The sequence below is a fragment of the Pandoraea sp. NPDC087047 genome (genome assembly GCF_044745225.1).
Taxonomy (GTDB): domain Bacteria; phylum Pseudomonadota; class Gammaproteobacteria; order Burkholderiales; family Burkholderiaceae; genus Pandoraea.
On the sequence record NZ_JBIUZU010000017.1, the window covers coordinates 1 to 18,430 of the forward strand.

The window sequence follows — 18,430 nt, forward strand, 5'->3', positions numbered from 1 at the left end:
CAACGAGAGCCTGCGCGCCCAGCCGCGGGTCGGCCAGGTTGACGTAACGGCGCACGAATTCGGGTGCGTTGGGATCTTGCGGGGCGAGGGCCATGTTGCTGTTCACTCCAAATGAAGGTGCCGACGCGCTAGGACCTGGCGTCGGCAGACGTTGTTTCGGTTGTCGTTCGGATCACGGCACCCGCCGTGACCGATCCGTTTCAGCGCGTGAGTGCCGCATTGGCAGGCGCCGCGCCTTCGATGGCGTTTTCTGACGTCGCAATGGGTTCGTACGGCAACACGCCATCGAGGACTCTGTGGGCTCTCGCGAAGTCGACATCTTTTTCCCACGCGGCTACGACGAGGGTCGCCACGCAGTTGCCGAGCAGGTTGGTGACGGCGCGCGCGATACCGATGAACCAGTCGACCGGAAGGATCAATACGAGGCCAATGACGGGGATGGCCGGAATGGCCGCCAGTGTCGCCGCCAGGATGACGATGGCCGACCCCGGAATGCCGTGCGCGCCCTTGGAGGTCAGCAGGGACACTAGCACCACGAGAATGAGGTCGTGCACGGACAGGGGGGTGTTGGTGGCCTGCGCAATGAAGATGACCGCGAGCGTCAGGTAGATGGAGAAACCGTCGAGGTTGAAAGAGTAGCCGGTCGGCACGACGAGGCCGACAGTGGACTTTTTGATGCCCATCCACTCGAGTTTGCGCATGATCGCGGGCAGTACGGCGTCGGAGGATGCCGTGCCCAGAACGATGGACAACTCTTCACGGAAGTATTTGATGAACTTGAAGATGTTGAAGCCCGCCAGCCGCAACACGCCACCCAATATGACGGTGACGAACACGAAGCAGCTCGCGTAGAAGACGAGTACGAGCAAACCCAGTTGCTTGAGCGAGGACGCCCCGTATTTGCCAGTGGTGAACGCCACGGCACCGAGTACGCCCAACGGGGCCAGCCGGATGATGAAGGCCATGACGCGGAAGAACACGTGGCTCAAATCTTCGATGAATCGTGCCACGGGACGCCCACGCTCACCCAGTGCCGCCAACGCGCATCCGAACATGACGGAGAACACGAGGATCTGGAGGATGTCGCCCTTGGCAAAGGCGTCGGTGATGGTGTCGGGAATGATCTTGAGCAGGAAGCCTGCGGTGTCCTTGAGGCTCTTGGCATTCTCGGCATAGGCGGCCATGGAACTGGCGTCCAGGCTGCGAATGTCGATGTTCATGCCCGCGCCCGGACGGGTCACCCACGCCAGCACGGCGCCGATGACGAGCGCGAAGGTGGTGATGATCTCGAAGTAGACGATGGCCTTGACGCCGACGCGTCCCACTTTGCGCAAGTCGCCCGCGCTCGCCATGCCACTCACGACGACGCAAAAGACGATGGGACCAATGACCATTTTGATGAGCTTCAGAAAGCCATCGCCCAACGGACGCAATGACTCTCCCAACTGCGGAAACCAAATGCCAAGCGCCACACCCACTACCAACGCAATGACAACTCGGCCAAACAACGAACGAAACAGCTTGGGCATGGTTTATCTCCTCTGCCTGCGCAAATCACTCTGTCGGATTTCGCGATCTCTATAACGGATGGACTGCTCTCGGGGGCTGATTCTGTACGGCGGTGTGTCTGACTTCGGACGATGCTTCGGCTGCCAACACCCACGTCTGCCAGTGTATACGGACAAGTCATACCGGTCTGACCAGTGATGTTATGGGGAATATTAGAAAGCCAATATAGTGGGGTCAAGAGGTGTCTTTTGAGGGGATTCCCTAGGGCCAGGGCGACGGGGCGCGATGTTCGCCGTCGATGGCGCTCGCGCCTGCGGATCTTCGGTTTTACTGGCCGAATCCGCTGAAATTGGTGTGAACTTCGCTTTCCGCCGCGCGGTCGCACTTGCATCTGGCGCGCCGTGCCGGCATGCGAAGTGAGGATGTGAGGCCGGACAGGTGTGCCGATGCCCCAGGGCTTACCCATCAGGGAGACGTCATGAGAATGAAGGACACGGTGGTACTCGTCACTGGCGCGGCGCAGGGCATCGGGCGCGCGATTGCGATTCGTCTGGCGCAGGAAGGCGCTCGCGTCGTGGTGGAAGACCGGCTGGATAACGCGATGGCGGTCCAGACGCTCGACGCGGTTCGTGCCGCCGGCAGCGATGGCTGTGTGATCGCCGGTGACATCGGGCGCGTCGAGGACGACCGCGCGGTCGTTGCGCAGGCGGTCGCGAAGATGGGGCACCTCGATGTGCTGGTCAATAACGCGGGAGTGGAGCGTCGTGCCGCGTTTCTCGACGTGACGCCGGCCGATTACGACCTGGTGATGAACGTCAATCTGAAAGGGGCGTTTTTTCTCACGCAGGCGTTTGTGCAGCATCTGCGCGATCGGCAGCGCGGCGGACGGATCGTCAATGTCAGCTCGGTGCACGAGGAACTGCCGTTTCCTCATTTCACGAGTTATTGCGCGAGCAAGGGCGGCATGAAGATGATGATGCGCAATCTCGCCATCGAACTCGCGCCGCTCGGCATTACGGTGAACAACGTGGCCCCCGGCGCTGTGGGCACGCCGATCAATCAGCAACTTCTCGCGAATAAGGCGCAGCTCGACGCGCTGATCGCCAATATTCCGCTCGGACGGCTTGCGAATCCCGATGAGGTGGCCAATGCGGTGTTGTTTCTCGCCTCGCCGGAGGCGAGTTATGTGACGGGCACGACGTTGTTCGTGGACGGCGGTCTGCTGTGGAATTACGCGGAGCAATGACGATGACGCAGACCGCACAACGCACGCTTTCGCTCGGCGGCATGACGCCGGATGTCGCGCACTGCGCCCCCTCGGATGTGCTCACGCCCGACGATCGCTATCAGGAGCTGTTCGTCGCGGTGCAGACGCAGCGCATCTTTGCGGACAGCAAGACGTTCGTGGATTGCGCGCCCTCGCTCGCGCCGCAGGAGATTCTGCGCCGCTATCGTGAAGACGCGGCAAAGCCGGGCTTCGATCTGTCGCGATTCGTGGCGTCCTGTTTCACGCTCGAACGCACGCCGCCCAGCCAGTATGTGTCGGACCCGGGGCAGGGGCTCGTCGCGCATATCGACGGCCTCTGGGATGTGCTCACGCGCCAGCCCGAAGCGCATCCGGCCTACAGTTCGCTGCTGCCGCTGCCCCGCGCGTATGTGGTGCCCGGCGGACGCTTTCACGAGCTCTATTACTGGGACTCGTATTTCACGATGCTCGGGCTCGCCCGAAGCGGCCGCCACGATCTGCTCGTGAGCATGGCCGACAATTTCTCGTTTCTCATCGATACGTATGGCCATATTCCGAATGGCAACCGCACTTACTATCTGAGCCGCTCGCAACCGCCGATGTACGGGCTGATGGTGGCGCTCTTCGAGTCGCACGGCGTGGCGCGTGCCGTGAAGTATCTGCCTCATCTGCGCCGGGAATACGAGTATTGGATGGACGGCGAGACGTCGCTCAAACCCGGTGAGGCTTATCGTCATCTCGTGCGCCTGCCCGATGGCTCGCTCCTCAACCGTTATTGGGACGAGCGCGAGACGCCCCGCGAAGAGGGGTATCTGGAGGACGTGACGACGGCGCTCAATGCGCCGCATCGTCCCGTCGGGGAGGTGTATCGGGATCTGCGTGCAGGGGCCGCGTCCGGGTGGGATTTCAGCTCGCGCTGGCTGGGCGACGCGAACGATCTCTCGTCGATCCGCACGACGGCGATCCTGCCTGTCGATCTGAACAGCTTTCTTTTCGCCACGGAGGCGCAGATTGCCCGGCTCAGTGAGGCGAGCGGCGATGCGAACACGGCGCAAGCGTTTGCGAAGCGCGCACAAGCGCGGCGCGACGCGATGACGCGCTATTTCTGGTCGGACGCCGAGGGGGCGTTTCTCGATTACGACTGGCAGCGCGAGGCGCTCCGTGCGCAACTGTCGGCGGCGGCCGCTGCGCCGCTTTTCGTCGGTGTGGCTTCCCACGAGCAGGCGCTGCGCAGCGCGAAGACGATGGCGGAGCGCCTGGTGGCCGTTGGGGGTGTGCGCACGACGCAAACGTCGAGTCTCCAGCAGTGGGATCCGCCCAACGGCTGGGCGCCGTTGCAATGGATCGCCATCCACGGACTGCGCAAGTACGGTCAGCAGCAACTCGCGAACGATATTGCCCATCGCTGGCTGTCGACGGTCGGGGCGCTCTACGCCCGGGAGAGCAAGCTCGTCGAAAAGTACTCGCTGCATACGAGCGACGCAATGAGCGCTTGCGGCGGTGGAGGCGGGGAGTATCCGCTGCAAGACGGCTTCGGCTGGACGAACGGCGTGGTGCGGCGCCTGCTCGGCGATCACCCGGAACATCGCGCCCATCAGGTGAAGGCGCAAGGGCGCACGGGGCGGTAGCTGTTGTCGCTCGGGTATGCCGGCGTCGGGTGGTGCAGCGGGAGATGCAGCGGGAGATGCAGCGGGAAGCGGCGTCGGGGAACCCGCCGCAAACCCGCCGCGAGGTCGCCGCGAGCCACGTTTCCCGGCCCGCAGGGACGCGCTCGCGTGAGGGGAAATTTGGCGTCGTACAATGCGCGATACGCTTACCGCGCATTTCCTGTGAGGCCTCATGAAGCATTCGGCGCATGCCGTAACCGACGCCGCCGTCGCCACGATTCGCGAGCGCATCGAACGCCAGGTCTACCCGGCCGGCGCGATGCTGCCCTCGCAACGTCAACTCGCCGAGGAACTGGCGATCAGCCGCGCGTCGCTGCGCGAAGCCCTGTCGACGCTCGAAGCGCTCGGCATGGTCGCCATCCGCCCCGGTAAAGGGGTGTACGTGAACGACGCGTCGGCACGTCTCGGTGTCGCCTGGCGCTTCGCCGACCAGATCTCGCTCGCCGATACGTATCAATTGCGCTACGCCCTGGAAGGCTTCGCCGCCCGGCTCGCCGCACACGCCGCGAGCACCGGCGAAATCGAGTGGCTCACCGATAACGTGGAATCGATGAAGGCCGCGCTGATCGACGGGGACGTCGACGCCGCCGCCCAACTGGACTTCGCGTTCCACCTGCGCATCGTCGCGCTGGCCGGGAATGCCGCCATTGCCGATATCCTGCGCGGCAGCACGGAAATCGTGATGGAAAGCCAGCGCCTGCCGTTCTATCAGAGGGAACTGGTGCTTTCCACCTACCACGAACATCTGGAGATTCTCGACGCGCTGCGACGTCGCGACGGCGCCGCCGCAGGCGCCTCGATGGAGCGTCATATCGTGCTGGCGGCCCAGCGGGCGGGCATTCACTTCCCTATCCCCTCTGCGTATTCGTCTGCCGGCGGCCTTACCCTCCGGGAGAACGCAGAGCGTACTGGTGCTCCACATGTTCAGCTTTGAGATGAACCGGATTTGCGCTATACTTTGAAGGTTTTAGTCATTTAACCCTCACCCTAGCGCCTACCCGCCTGACATCTCGTCCGCAGTCCGAGCATCCGCTGTGCGCATATTCCGCGCAATTCCGGGGCTCGCGCTGATGTCATCGCGGCGGACGATGGGGCTGGCAGCCGGGGTGAACCCTTCAGGAGTTTCCCGTGCTGCCGTCATTCCCACCCGCCATTCTCGCGCTCGCTGACGGCACGGTCTTTCGTGGGTACGCCATCGGCGCTGCCGGTCACACCATCGGTGAAGTGGTCTTCAATACGGCCATTACCGGCTACCAGGAAATCCTCACCGACCCGAGCTATGCGCGTCAGATCGTCACGTTGACGTATCCGCACATCGGCAACACGGGCGTCAATGGTGAAGATGTCGAAGCCTCGAAAGTCCATGCCGCTGGCCTGATCATCAAGGATCTGCCGATCCTCGACTCGAATTTCCGCGCCGACAAGACGCTGTCGCAGTACCTGAAGGACGACGGCGTCGTTGCCATCGCCGGTATCGACACGCGACGTCTGACCCGTATTCTGCGTGACAAGGGCGCACAGAATGGCTGCATTCTCGCCGGTGAAGAAGCCGACGAAGCCAAGGCCATTGCGCTCGCCCAATCGTTCCCGGGCTTGGCCGGCATGGACCTCGCCAAGGTTGTCTCGACCACGCAAACGTATTCGTGGACGCAAACGGAATGGCGCCTGGGCGAAGGCTACGGCGAGCAGACGGATCCGAAGTTCCACGTGGTCGCGCTCGACTACGGCGTCAAGCGCAACATCCTGCGCATGCTCGCCGAGCGTGGCTGCAGGGTGACGGTGCTGCCCGCCCAAAGCTCGGCCGACGACGTGTTCGCGCTGAACCCGGACGGCGTGTTCCTCTCGAATGGCCCCGGCGATCCCGAGCCGTGCGATTACGCCATCGCCGCGACGAAGACGTTCCTGGAACGCCGCATTCCGACCTTCGGTATCTGCCTCGGTCACCAGATCATGGGCCTGGCCGTCGGCGCCAGGACGCTCAAGATGAAGACCGGTCACCACGGTGCGAATCACCCGGTGAAGGATCTTGCGAGCGGCCGTGTCGTCATCACATCGCAGAACCACGGTTTCGCCGTGGATGCGAACAGCCTGCCGGCCAACGCGCGTGTCTCGCACGTGTCGCTGTTCGACGGCACGCTGCAAGGTTTCGAGCTGACGGACCGCCCGGCATTCTGCTTCCAGGGGCACCCGGAAGCGTCGCCCGGCCCGCACGACATCGGCTATCTGTTCGACCGCTTCGTGCAGTCGATGGCAGACGCCAAGCAGGCCGCTTAAGCGTATTTGGTACAGATAAACGCAGTCACGACAAGATCAGGAAAGGGAAAAACGCATCATGCTCGGAAACTCGATCGGCATCCTCAACCTCTGGACGTATCTGGCCGGGGTGGTGGTGGTCATTCTGCTGCCGGGACCGAACTCCCTCTACGTGCTGGCCGTGGCCGCGCAACGCGGTGTTCGTCAGGGCTACGCGGGGGCATGCGGCGTATTTTTGGGCGACGCGATTCTCATGACGCTGTCGGCTGCCGGGGTGGCGTCGCTGCTGCACGCACAGCCGGCGCTGTTCTTCGTGGTGAAGTATCTCGGCGCGGCCTATCTTTGCTGGATGGGGCTGAACATGCTGCGCGGCGCCGTTGCGAAGGCACGGGCGGTGCGGGCAACCCCCGTCGATCCGCAAGCGGCGCAAGTGGTGCAAGTGGCGCGGACGGGCGCCATCGCAACGCAACAAATCGATGCGGATCACCCGTTCAAGCGCGCGTTGTTCATCAGCTTGCTGAATCCGAAAGCGATCCTGTTCTGCGTGTCGTTTTTCATCCAGTTCGTCGATCCGGGTTACGCCTATCCCGCCGTGTCGTTTGCGGTGCTGGGCGTGATCCTGCAGATCTGCAGTTTCCTGTATCTGAGCACGCTGATCCTGGCCGGTTACCGCCTGGCCGAGCACTTCCGGCAACGTCGCCGGTTGAGCGCCGGGGCAACCGGCGGCGTGGGCGCGTTGTTCGTCGGCTTCGGTGTGAAGCTCGCGACCGCGACGCTGAGTTAAATTTTTGTTGAGAACGTTATGCCAAAGCGCACAGACATCAAGAGCATCCTCATCATCGGCGCCGGCCCGATCATCATCGGTCAGGCATGCGAGTTCGACTATTCCGGCGCACAGGCCTGCAAGGCGCTGCGCGAGGAAGGCTACAAGGTCATCCTGATCAACAGCAACCCTGCCACGATCATGACCGATCCGGATACGGCCGATGTGACCTACATCGAACCGATTACCTGGGAAGTCGTCGAGCGCATCATCGCCAAGGAGCGCCCGGATGCCATTCTCCCGACGATGGGTGGCCAGACCGCGCTGAACTGCGCGCTCGACCTGCACCGTCACGGGGTGCTCGACAAGTACAAGGTGGAGCTGATCGGCGCATCGCCGGAAGCCATCGACAAGGCCGAAGACCGCCAGAAGTTCAAGGACGCGATGACCAAGATCGGTCTCGGTTCGGCCAAGTCGGGCATTGCCCACTCGATGGAAGAAGCGCTCGCCGTGCAGGCGCAGATCACCGCCGAGATCGGCGGCAGCGGTTACCCGATGGTGATCCGTCCGTCGTTCACGCTGGGCGGCTCGGGCGGCGGTATCGCCTACAACCGCGAAGAGTTCGAAGAGATCTGCAAGCGCGGTCTCGACCTCTCGCCCACGCGCGAACTGCTCATCGAAGAGTCGCTGCTCGGCTGGAAGGAATACGAAATGGAAGTCGTGCGCGACCGCGCCGACAACTGCATCATCGTCTGCTCGATCGAAAACCTCGACCCGATGGGCGTGCACACGGGCGACTCGATCACCGTGGCGCCCGCGCAGACGCTCACCGACAAGGAATACCAGCTGCTGCGTAACGCATCGCTGGAGGTGCTGCGCGAAATCGGCGTGGAGACGGGCGGCTCGAACGTTCAGTTCTCGATCAACCCGCAAGACGGCCGTATGGTTGTCATCGAAATGAACCCGCGCGTGTCGCGTTCGTCGGCACTCGCCTCGAAGGCAACCGGTTTCCCGATCGCCAAGGTCGCCGCCAAGCTGGCCGTCGGCTACACGCTCGACGAACTGCGTAACGAGATCACCGGCGGCGCTACCCCGGCCTCGTTCGAGCCGACCATCGACTATGTCGTGACCAAGGTGCCGCGCTTCGCCTTCGAGAAGTTCCGCGAAGCCGATGCCCGCCTGACCACGCAGATGAAGTCGGTGGGCGAAGTGATGGCCATGGGCCGCACGTTCCAGGAATCGTTCCAGAAGGCCATGCGCGGTCTGGAAGTCGGCGTGGATGGTCTGGACGAAAAGTCGACCGACCGCGACGAGATCGTTGCCGAAATCGGCGAACCGGGCCCGGACCGTATCTGGTACGTGGGCGACGCTTTCCGCTTGGGCATGAGCCTCGAAGAGGTGTACGCCGAGACGGCCATCGACCCGTGGTTCCTCGCTCAGCTCGAAGCCATCGTCAAGAAGGAAAAGGCGCTCGCCGGCCGTACGCTGGAGAGCCTGACGACCGAAGAACTCCGTTTCCTGAAGCAAAGCGGTTTCTCGGATCGCCGTCTGGCCAAGCTGCTGGGCACCGACCAGACCGCCGTGCGCCGCGCGCGTATTGCGCAGAAGGTGCGTCCGGTCTACAAGCGCGTGGACACCTGCGCCGCCGAGTTCTCGACCAATACCGCTTACATGTACTCGACCTACGAGGAAGAGTGCGAAGCGCAGCCGACCGACAAGAAGAAGATCATGGTGCTCGGCGGCGGCCCGAACCGTATCGGTCAGGGTATCGAGTTCGACTACTGCTGCGTGCACGCAGCGCTCGCCCTGCGCGAGGACGGGTACGAGACCATCATGGTCAACTGCAACCCGGAAACGGTGTCGACGGACTATGACACGTCGGATCGTCTGTACTTTGAGCCGGTGACGCTCGAAGACGTGCTGGAAATCGTCGATCTCGAAAAGCCGGTCGGCGTGATCGTGCAGTACGGCGGTCAGACCCCGCTGAAGCTCGCGTTGGATCTCGAAGCGAACGGCGTGCCTATCATTGGCACCAGCCCTGACATGATCGACGCCGCAGAAGACCGCGAGCGCTTCCAGAAGCTGCTGCATGACCTGGGGCTGCGTCAGCCGCCGAACCGCACGGCCCGCGCCGAAGACGAAGCGCTGAAGCTGGCCGCCGAGATCGGTTATCCGCTGGTGGTGCGCCCGTCGTATGTGCTGGGCGGCCGCGCGATGGAAATCGTTCACGAGCCGCGTGACCTGGAGCGCTACATGCGCGAAGCCGTCAAGGTGAGCCACGACAGCCCGGTGCTGCTCGACCGCTTCCTCGACGACGCCATCGAGTGCGACGTCGACTGCATCTCGGACGGCACGGACGTCTACATCGGCGGCGTGATGGAGCACATCGAACAGGCGGGCGTCCACTCGGGCGACTCGGCTTGCTCGCTGCCGCCGTACTCGCTGTCGGCCGAGACGATTGCCGAACTCAAGCGTCAGACGGCCGAGATGGCCCGCGCGCTCAACGTGATCGGCCTGATGAACGTGCAGTTCGCGATTCAGCAGGGCAACGGCGTCGACACGATCTATGTGCTCGAGGTGAACCCGCGCGCTTCGCGTACGGTGCCTTACGTCTCGAAGGCGACCGGCCGTCAGTTGGCCAAGATCGCCGCACGTGCGATGGCCGGTCAGTCGCTGAAGTCGCAAGGCATCACGAGCGAAGTCGTGCCGCCTTACTACAGTGTCAAGGAAGCGGTGTTCCCGTTCGTGAAGTTCCCGGGCGTCGACCCGGTGCTCGGACCGGAAATGCGCTCGACGGGTGAAGTGATGGGCGTGGGCCGCACCTTCGGTGAGGCGCTCTTCAAGTCGCAACTGGCCGCTGGCTCGCGTTTGCCGGCCACGGGCACGGTGCTGCTCACGGTCAAGGATGCGGACAAGCCGCGGGCGGTCGACGTTGCCCGCATGCTGCACGCGCTGGGCTACCCGATCGTGGCCACGCGTGGCACGGCGGCCGCCATCGAAGCGGCCGGAATTCCGGTGCGCGTGGTCAACAAGGTGAAGGACGGTCGTCCGCACATTGTCGACATGATCAAGAACGGCGAGATCGCGCTGGTGTTCACCACGGTGGACGAAACCCGCACGGCGATTGCCGATTCGCGCTCGATCCGCATGTCGGCGCAGGCGCATAAGGTCACCTACTACACAACGATCTCGGGTGCCCGTGCTGCCGTGGAAGGCCTGAAGTACTTGCAGAACCTTGAGGTCTACGACCTTCAGGGCCTGCACGCTCAACTGCCGGCCTGAGTGTCCGCAGTCTGACGAGGGCAAACCGGGCGCGCTCGGCTGTTGCGGCCGCGTCGGGGGACGTCCCAAAATAATGGCGCGCTCGCCGGGGAACTGAACTCCGGCGAGCGCGCCAAATGCTTTGAATGTGGTGGGCCGTTACACGACTGGTCCTCCGATTGGCAGTGTCGGTAACTCTGCTACACTAATGCCACATAGGTGTCACAGCCGCGGTTGAGCGGCGTTCGCAAAAAAGTGCGGATGCGGCTTGGCTGCGGCAATTTTTTTGTCTTTCGGAACAACGCGCATGAGTACCATTCCTCTGACCAAACGGGGCGCCGAGCTGCTCAAGGATGAGCTGCACCGCCTGAAGACCGTCGAACGTCCGAACGTGATCACTGCGATTGCCGAGGCCCGTGCGCAGGGCGACCTGTCGGAAAACGCGGAGTACGACGCGGCCAAAGAAAAGCAGGGTTTCATCGAAGGTCGTATCGCCGATCTCGAATCGAAGCTCTCCGCCGCGCAGGTCATCGACCCGTCGTCCCTCGATGCCGAAGGCCGCGTGGTCTTTGCCGCGACCGTCGAACTCGAAGACCTCGATAATGGCGGCACGGTGCAGTATCAGATCGTCGGCGATGACGAAGCCGACCTGGAGCACGGCAAGATTTCGGTGAGCTCGCCGATCGCTCGTGCATTGATTGGCAAGTACGCAGGCGATGTGGCCGAAGTGCAGGCCCCGAGCGGCGTGCGCGAGTACGAGATCATCGATGTCCGCTACGTCTGAAGTGACGTCTGTGCGCGGTGCGCCCCGGCTGGAACGGTTGTTCCGCCTGATCGCGACCGTGTGGTGCGGTAGTCAGTGGGCGATCGGCTATATCGTCGCGCCCACGCTTTTCGCCGTGCTGGAATCGCGCGCCATGGCCGGAACGGTCGCGGGCCGGCTGTTTCACACGCAAGCCTGGCTGAGTCTGGTGTGCGGCGTGCTGCTGGTCTGGCTGGCGACGGCGCTCATTGCGCGCACCGCCGATGCTCCGGCGGCGCGCAGCTATCGCGGCCTGCGCTGGCTGGCGGTGGCGATGATGGTTTGTGTGCTGATCAGCTCGTTTGCGTTGCAGCCGTTTATGGCGGATCTGCGGGCGCAGGCGGAAGCCTCGGGCGTTGACATCGGTCAATCGGCCTATGCTGCGCGCTTCGGCATGCTTCACGGCATTTCGAGCGGTATTTATCTGCTGCAAAGCCTGCTCGGCATTGCGCTGATCTGGCGTCAGCCGGTGCGCGGCTAAATGCCGCAGGGGGCGGTTGCTTCGCCGCTCGCCCAATCGCTTCACCTGGCGTCACCCATAAAAAAACGCGCCCGACGATGTCAGGGCGCGTTCTTTCGATAGCAGGCGGAAAGTGTGGCATCCGCCGCCGTCAGGCTTAGTCGTTGCGCTGGCGCTTGACGCTGGTCTGGCGCTTCTTGGCGCGCTTGACGATGCCGCCAGCGGTCATGCGTTCGTTGCCGGCAACCGTCACTTTCTTGACGGTGGGGCGGCGTCCGGCGTTGGTGCTGGTCTTCACGACGGTCACGGTGCGCGGTGCACGACCCTTGACCGTTGCGCCGGTGCCACCGGACTTGCCGCGAACCGGCGCTGCCGTTTCCTCCGGCGTTGGGCGGAACAGAACGAGCAGCTTGCCGATGTGTTGCACCGGCGCGGCGCCCAACTGGTCGCAGATGGATTCGTAGATGGCCACGCGCGTGTCGCGTTCGTCGCCGAAGACACGCACCTTGATCAGTTCGTGGGCTTTCAGGGCGCCGTCGATTTCCTTGAGCACCGCTGGCGTCAAGCCATCGGCGCCGATCAGAACGACGGGATTCAGCGCATGGGCGGCAGAGCGCAAGTCAGCGCGTTGCGCCGGGGTCAGTGTCAAAGCGGGCATAAGGGACAGGCGAGACAAACGAGTTAGGATGCGCCCGCAAACCGTGTCAGGATACCGGCAGCGATTGCCGGCCGGCTAACGGATTTTGGGCGCGCAAGGGCGTATTATCCTGCAAATTCGCAGTGTTTTTGAAGAATTATGGCAAAAAACCGTTTCAACCACGCGTGGTTGCACGATCACATCAACGATCCCTACGTCAAAATGGCGCAGCGCGAGGGCTACCGTGCCCGCGCCGCCTACAAACTCAAGGAGATCGACGAGCAGGATCGGCTGATCAAGCCGGGACAGGTCATTGTCGACCTCGGATCGACGCCGGGCAGCTGGAGTCAGTACGCACGTAACAAGCTCGCGGCCGGCAAACGCACCGAGGGCGGCATCGACGGGACGATCATTGCGCTGGATATCCTGCCGATGGACCCGATTGCCGACGTTCACTTTCTTCAGGGCGACTTCCGCGAGGACAGCGTGCTCGATCAGTTGGAAGAAATCGTGGCCGGACGCAAAGTCGACCTTGTAGTTTCCGATATGGCCCCCAACTTGTCGGGTGTGGCGTCGGCCGATGCAGCGCGAATCGAGCATTTATGCGATCTGGCGCTGGATTTTGCACAGCGGCACCTGAAACCGGAAGGGGCGTTACTGGTCAAATGTTTTCACGGCAGCGGTTATAGCCAGATTGTCGAAAAATTCAAACGCCAGTTCAAAACGGTGGCGCCGCGCAAGCCGAAGGCGTCCCGAGACAAATCTTCCGAAACGTTCATTTTGGGTCGGGGTTTGAAAAATCCGGCTTGATGCCCGTCAAACCAGCGCACCGGCGCTATGGTGGCGGTAAAGAATCACTATAGCGGTGCGCCTGCGAGTGGATTAGAATGAATTCCTGGCGCGAAGCGATTTCATGAAGGAGCAACGCTTTGAACAATAATATGTTTTCCAAAGCGGCGGTGTGGTTAGTCATCGCGCTGGTCTTGTTTACTGTTTTCAAACAGTTCGACAAGCCGCACGTCCAGGAGGGCGTGACGTATTCCCAGTTCATGGACGATGCCAAGAATGGCAAGATCAAGAACGTGGTGGTACAAGGGCGCAGCCTTCAGGTGACGCCTAGCGACGGCCAGAAATACACCATCGTGTCGCCCGGCGACATCTGGATGGTGGGCGATCTCATGAAGTACGGCGTTCAGGTCTCGGGTAAGGCCGACGATGAACCGAACGTGCTCATGTCCGCTCTCTACTACCTCGGACCAACGCTGCTGATCATCGGCTTCTGGTTCTACATGATGCGACAGATGCAGGGCGGGGGTAAGGGCGGTGCCTTCTCCTTCGGCAAATCCCGTGCGCGTCTCATCGACGAGAATGCCAATCCGGTCACGTTTGCGGATGTTGCAGGTTGCGACGAAGCCAAATATGAGGTCGGCGAGCTCGTCGACTTCCTGAAAGATCCTCAGAAATTCCAGAAACTCGGCGGACGTATTCCGCGCGGTGTGCTGCTCGTCGGCCCGCCGGGAACCGGTAAGACCCTGCTGGCGCGTGCCATTGCGGGTGAAGCCAAGGTGCCGTTCTTCAGCATTTCGGGTTCCGATTTCGTGGAAATGTTCGTTGGTGTGGGCGCTGCCCGCGTCCGCGACATGTTCGAAAACGCGAAGAAGCAGTCGCCCTGTATCGTGTTCATCGACGAAATCGACGCGGTCGGTCGCCATCGTGGCGCCGGCATGGGCGGCGGTAACGACGAACGCGAGCAGACGCTGAATCAGATGCTGGTCGAGATGGACGGCTTCGAAGCCAATTCGGGCGTGATCGTGATTGCGGCGACTAACCGTTCGGACGTGCTGGACAAGGCGCTGCTGCGTCCGGGTCGTTTCGACCGTCAGGTCTATGTCGGTCTGCCGGATATTCGCGGCCGCGAGCAAATCCTGAAGGTGCACCTGCGCAAGGTGCCGATCGCGAACGACGTCGACGCATCGGTCATCGCTCGCGGTACGCCGGGTATGTCGGGTGCCGATCTGGCCAACCTCGTGAACGAAGCTGCGCTGTTCGCGGCGCGCCGTAACAAGCGCATCGTCGAAATGCTCGACTTCGAAGACGCGAAGGACAAGATTTTCATGGGTCCGGAGCGCAAGTCGGCTGTGATGCGCGACGAAGAGCGCCGTGCCACGGCTTACCACGAGTCGGGTCACGCTGTGGTGGCGATGCTGCTGCCGGGCGCCGATCCGGTGCACAAGGTGACGATCATCCCGCGTGGTTGGGCGCTCGGCCTGACGATGCAGTTGCCGGAGCACGACAAGTACTCGGAGTATCGCGACACGATGCTCACGCAGATCGCCATTCTGTTCGGCGGTCGTGCGGCGGAAGAAGTCTTCATCAACAAGATGTCGACGGGCGCTTCGAACGACTTCGAACGTGCGACCAAGCTGGCACGCGATATGGTGACCCGCTACGGTATGTCGGACGCGCTGGGCCCGATGGTCTACGTCGACACGGAGCAGGATTCGGTGTTCGGCCGGATGTCCGCCAAGTCGGTATCGGAAGCCACGCAGCAGAAGGTCGACGGCGAAGTTCGCCGCATTCTGGACGAGCAATATGCGTTGGCCAAGAAGCTGCTGGAAGACAACCGCGACAAGGTCGAGTCGATGACCGAAGCCCTGATGGAATGGGAAACGATCGACGGCGAGCAGATTGGCGACATCATGGATGGCCGTCCGCCGCGTCCCCCGAAGGGCGGCACGTCGAACGGTGGTGCCTCGGGTGGTAACCCGCCGCTCAAGCCCAGCAACACCCCGGCGACCGTCTGACGGACGCCTGACAGGCAAAAGGGCACTATCACCCAGAAAGGCCGGCATCTCGCCGGCCTTTTTGCATTTCGAGGGGATGGGAGCAACGGCGGACATGGCGCGTCCGGGAGGTGGTTCGAAACGCCCGAGAAGTCCGGTGTGCCGACTCAGGTGGCCTGATTTGTCCTATTCGCGTTTCCCGGAACCATGAAATTCGGTGTTACCGAGTGTTTCCCTCGTCGATGTGACGGGCGATTCCGGTAACATTACGGCCATACGCGGCGCCCGGCATCCAGGGCGCGCAGGCCCGCTCCCGAGCGCTCCTTGCGAGCCTTCTTGCGGCGGGCCGCGATGCGGGTCTTACCGAGCTACGAGCTTCCGAATGTCCACCGAGCAGCCATCATCCCTTCCTGGTATCGCCCCGGACGCCGCGTCCGCGGACGATATCGTCTTGCCACCCGCTACCCCGCGCGACCCCGCACCCGACACGCTGGCCCTCGGCCCGCGTTTCCGGCTCGACGCCCGCCGGGTTCACGTCATGGGCATCCTGAACGTGACGCCCGACTCGTTTTCCGACGGTGGCAAGTTCGTCGCCCGCGACGCCGCCTTGCGCCACGCCGAGCAGTTGATTGCCGATGGCGTCGACATTCTCGATATCGGGGGTGAATCGACCCGTCCGGGTGCCGAGGCGCTGCCGGAAGACGCCGAGCTCGAACGTGTCGTGCCGATCGTCGAAGCCCTGCGCGATTGCGGCGTGCCGCTCTCGATCGATACCTACAAGCCCGGCGTCATGCGTGCGGTACTGGCCGCCGGCGCCGACATGATCAACGACATCTGGGGCTTCCAGCAGCCGGGCGCCGTCGATGCCGTGAAGGACAGCGAAGCCGCGCTGTGCATCATGCATATGCTGCACGACCCGAAAACCATGCAGGATGCCCCGATCTATACGGACGTCGTGACCGAAGTCGCCGCCTTCCTCGACGGCCGGGTGGACGCCATGCTAAGCGCGGGTGTTGCGCCGTCGCGTCTGTATCTGGACCCGGGCTTCGGCTTCGGCAAGAATCTTGCCCATAACCTCTCCTTGCTCAAGCACTTGCGGGTGCTCTCGCGCGACGGTCTGCCGCTGCTCGTCGGCATGTCGCGCAAGCGCATGCTCGGCGAGATCACGGGACGCGAGACGCCACAGGAGCGTCGCGTGGCAAGTGTTGCCGCGGCCATTTGCGCCGCCCAGCGCGGCGCGGCCATCGTGCGCGTGCATGACGTTGCCGAGACCGTCGACGCGCTCAAAGTGTGGCGCGCCGTGCGCGACGCCGAGTAATACCGATAACGAAAGACGCGCGCGACCGGCCAAAAACCGGCGCGACGCATCCACTGGGAATGACGCAACGATGAAACGACGCTATTTTGGGACCGATGGGATTCGCGGCACGGTGGGCGAGAGCCCGATTACGCCGGAGTTCGTGCTGCGGCTGGGCTATGCCGCCGGACGTGTCCTGGCCGGCAATCAGACCACGGGCCGCCCCACGGTATTGATCGGCAAGGACACGCGTGTCTCCGGCTATATGCTCGAAGCCGCGCTGGAAGCGGGTTTCGCCGCCGCAGGCGTCGATACCATGCTGGCGGGCCCGATGCCCACGCCGGCGGTGGCGTATCTCACCCGCGCCCTGCGTCTGGCCGCAGGCGTCGTGATCAGCGCGTCGCACAACCCGTACCACGACAACGGCATCAAATTCTTCTCGGCAGACGGCAACAAGCTGCCCGACCAGACCGAATTGGCCATCGAGGCCGAACTCGAAAATCCGATGACGTGCGTGCGCTCCGAGCAACTCGGCAAGGCGCGCCGTCTGGACGATGCCGCCGGTCGTTACATCGAATTCTGCAAGAGCACGTTCCCGAACGATTTCGACCTGCGCGGTATGAAGATCGTGGTCGACTGCGCCAACGGCGCGGCGTATCACATCGCCCCGCACGTGTTCCACGAGTTGGGCGCGGAAGTCATCGCCATCGGCAATCAACCCAACGGCTTCAACATCAACGAGGACTGCGGTGCGACCGCGCCGGACGCGCTCATGCGTGCCGTGCGCGCCAATCATGCTGACCTTGGCGTGGCGCTCGACGGCGACGCGGACCGTCTCCAGATCGTGGATAGCTCGGGCCGTCTCTACAACGGCGACGAGCTGTTGTACTTGCTGGTCAAGGACCGGCAGGAGAACGGCGGTGTGGCGGGGGCGGTGGGTACGCTGATGACCAATATGGCGGTCGAAGTCGCGCTCAGGAAGATGGGGGTGCCGTTCGTGCGCGCCAAGGTCGGGGACCGTTACGTGCTCGAGCAACTGTACAAGCACGGCTGGCAGGTCGGTGCGGAAGGCTCCGGTCACATCCTTTGTCTGGACAAGCACACCACGGGCGACGGCATCATCTCGGCCCTTCAGGTGCTCGCGGCGATTCGTCGTGCCCAGAACAAGCCGCTCGCCAAGCTGCTCGAAGGCGTGCGTCTGTTCCCGCAACACATGATCAACGTGCGTACGCCAACCGGCTACGACTGGCAGAGCGATGCGCGTCTGGCCGCGGAGCGCGACGCCGTCGAAGCCAAGCTCGGCGAGGCGGGCCGGGTGCTCATTCGCGCGTCCGGCACCGAGCCGGTGCTTCGCGTGATGGTCGAAGCGCGCGACGAATTGCAGGCTTCCAGCTTTGCGCAACATCTGGCGAACGTCGTCAAAGCGGCCGCCTGATCGCTGTCCCATCTGGCGACGCCCTTCATGGCGTCGCCACCCCCCGCCAACTCTCGCATCACCCTGCGTTCGACCCTCCACCAATCCTCGTTGTATCCCTCCCACGACGGCAATCCGGAAGGCTAATCCGGCCGAGTCGTCCGGCCGGTTAATCCGCTCGCCCAATGCTCGAAATTGCTGGCATTTATGACAGTGCCTTGAGATTCGTCAGCCGATTTCCGACATCATTTTGTCGCTGTCACAGGGCTGACATGCACCGAAATTGAGCGTTTTTGCGCCTGGAAAATCCCTTGGGAATGCTCCGAAACCCGCGTCAA

The 18,430-nt window shown here is 62.9% G+C and carries 14 protein-coding genes; 12 read left to right on the forward strand and 2 right to left on the reverse strand.

The features are described 5' to 3' along the window. Nucleotides 1-200: 200 nt before the first annotated feature. Nucleotides 201-1,529: a C4-dicarboxylate transporter DctA gene (locus ACIPHM_RS23425; protein ID WP_400333737.1), complete on the reverse strand. Its 1,329-nt coding sequence runs from the start codon at nucleotides 1,527-1,529 to the stop codon at nucleotides 201-203. A 458-nt stretch (nucleotides 1,530-1,987) separates the two neighbouring features. Here ACIPHM_RS23425 and ACIPHM_RS23430 point away from each other — a divergent pair, with 458 nt between their 5' ends. The 8 genes from ACIPHM_RS23430 to ACIPHM_RS23465 all read left to right on the forward strand — a co-directional run bounded on the left by ACIPHM_RS23430 (nucleotide 1,988) and on the right by ACIPHM_RS23465 (nucleotide 11,982). Continuing rightward, the gene (locus tag ACIPHM_RS23430) at nucleotides 1,988-2,755 is read left to right on the forward strand and encodes an SDR family NAD(P)-dependent oxidoreductase (RefSeq protein ID WP_400333739.1); all 768 of its coding nucleotides are present in this window, start codon (nucleotides 1,988-1,990) and stop codon (nucleotides 2,753-2,755) included. Nucleotides 2,756-2,757: 2 nt separating this feature from the next. Then, entirely contained in the window at nucleotides 2,758-4,383 is a 1,626-nt protein-coding gene (gene treF, locus ACIPHM_RS23435) for an alpha,alpha-trehalase TreF (protein ID WP_400333742.1), read from the forward strand. Nucleotides 4,384-4,594: 211 nt separating this feature from the next. Further along, entirely contained in the window at nucleotides 4,595-5,356 is a 762-nt protein-coding gene (locus ACIPHM_RS23440) for a FadR/GntR family transcriptional regulator (protein WP_400333745.1), read from the forward strand. A 194-nt stretch (nucleotides 5,357-5,550) separates the two neighbouring features. Further along, nucleotides 5,551-6,696 (forward strand): glutamine-hydrolyzing carbamoyl-phosphate synthase small subunit, encoded by a 1,146-nt coding sequence (gene carA / locus ACIPHM_RS23445; protein ID WP_400333748.1) that lies wholly within the window; start codon nucleotides 5,551-5,553, stop codon nucleotides 6,694-6,696. Between the two features lie 58 nt (nucleotides 6,697-6,754). After that, a complete protein-coding gene (gene leuE, locus ACIPHM_RS23450) occupies nucleotides 6,755-7,459 on the forward strand; it encodes a leucine efflux protein LeuE (RefSeq protein WP_400333751.1) in 705 nt (234 codons plus the stop codon). 18 nt (nucleotides 7,460-7,477) lie between these two features. Then, nucleotides 7,478-10,720, forward strand: a complete 3,243-nt coding sequence (gene carB, locus ACIPHM_RS23455; protein ID WP_400333754.1) for a carbamoyl-phosphate synthase large subunit — start codon at nucleotides 7,478-7,480, stop codon at nucleotides 10,718-10,720. A gap of 286 nt (nucleotides 10,721-11,006) precedes the next feature. Next, nucleotides 11,007-11,483: a transcription elongation factor GreA gene (greA, locus tag ACIPHM_RS23460; RefSeq protein ID WP_400333757.1), complete on the forward strand. Its 477-nt coding sequence runs from the start codon at nucleotides 11,007-11,009 to the stop codon at nucleotides 11,481-11,483. Continuing rightward, the gene (locus tag ACIPHM_RS23465) at nucleotides 11,467-11,982 is read left to right on the forward strand and encodes a DUF4149 domain-containing protein (RefSeq protein ID WP_400333759.1); all 516 of its coding nucleotides are present in this window, start codon (nucleotides 11,467-11,469) and stop codon (nucleotides 11,980-11,982) included. The genes greA and ACIPHM_RS23465 overlap by 17 nt, the downstream gene beginning before the upstream one ends. 136 nt (nucleotides 11,983-12,118) lie before the next feature. Here the strand turns inward: ACIPHM_RS23465 and yhbY are convergent, their stop codons facing one another. Then, nucleotides 12,119-12,619 (reverse strand): ribosome assembly RNA-binding protein YhbY, encoded by a 501-nt coding sequence (gene yhbY / locus ACIPHM_RS23470; RefSeq protein ID WP_400333762.1) that lies wholly within the window; start codon nucleotides 12,617-12,619, stop codon nucleotides 12,119-12,121. A 138-nt stretch (nucleotides 12,620-12,757) separates the two neighbouring features. On the opposite strand from yhbY, the gene ACIPHM_RS23475 reads away from it, so the two are divergent. The 4 genes from ACIPHM_RS23475 to glmM all read left to right on the forward strand — a co-directional run bounded on the left by ACIPHM_RS23475 (nucleotide 12,758) and on the right by glmM (nucleotide 18,113). After that, on the forward strand, nucleotides 12,758-13,408 hold the full coding sequence (locus ACIPHM_RS23475) for an RlmE family RNA methyltransferase (protein WP_400333765.1): 651 nt from the start codon (nucleotides 12,758-12,760) through the stop codon (nucleotides 13,406-13,408). A 119-nt stretch (nucleotides 13,409-13,527) separates the two neighbouring features. After that, complete coding sequence (gene ftsH / locus ACIPHM_RS23480; protein ID WP_400333767.1) at nucleotides 13,528-15,402, forward strand: ATP-dependent zinc metalloprotease FtsH; 1,875 nt, start codon at nucleotides 13,528-13,530, stop codon at nucleotides 15,400-15,402. Between the two features lie 517 nt (nucleotides 15,403-15,919). Next, nucleotides 15,920-16,699 carry a dihydropteroate synthase gene (gene folP, locus ACIPHM_RS23485; RefSeq protein WP_400333878.1) on the forward strand — a complete coding sequence of 260 codons (780 nt, stop codon included), beginning with the start codon at nucleotides 15,920-15,922 and terminating at the stop codon, nucleotides 16,697-16,699. A gap of 70 nt (nucleotides 16,700-16,769) precedes the next feature. After that, a complete protein-coding gene (glmM, locus tag ACIPHM_RS23490) occupies nucleotides 16,770-18,113 on the forward strand; it encodes a phosphoglucosamine mutase (protein WP_400333769.1) in 1,344 nt (447 codons plus the stop codon). Nucleotides 18,114-18,430: the final 317 nt, after the last annotated feature.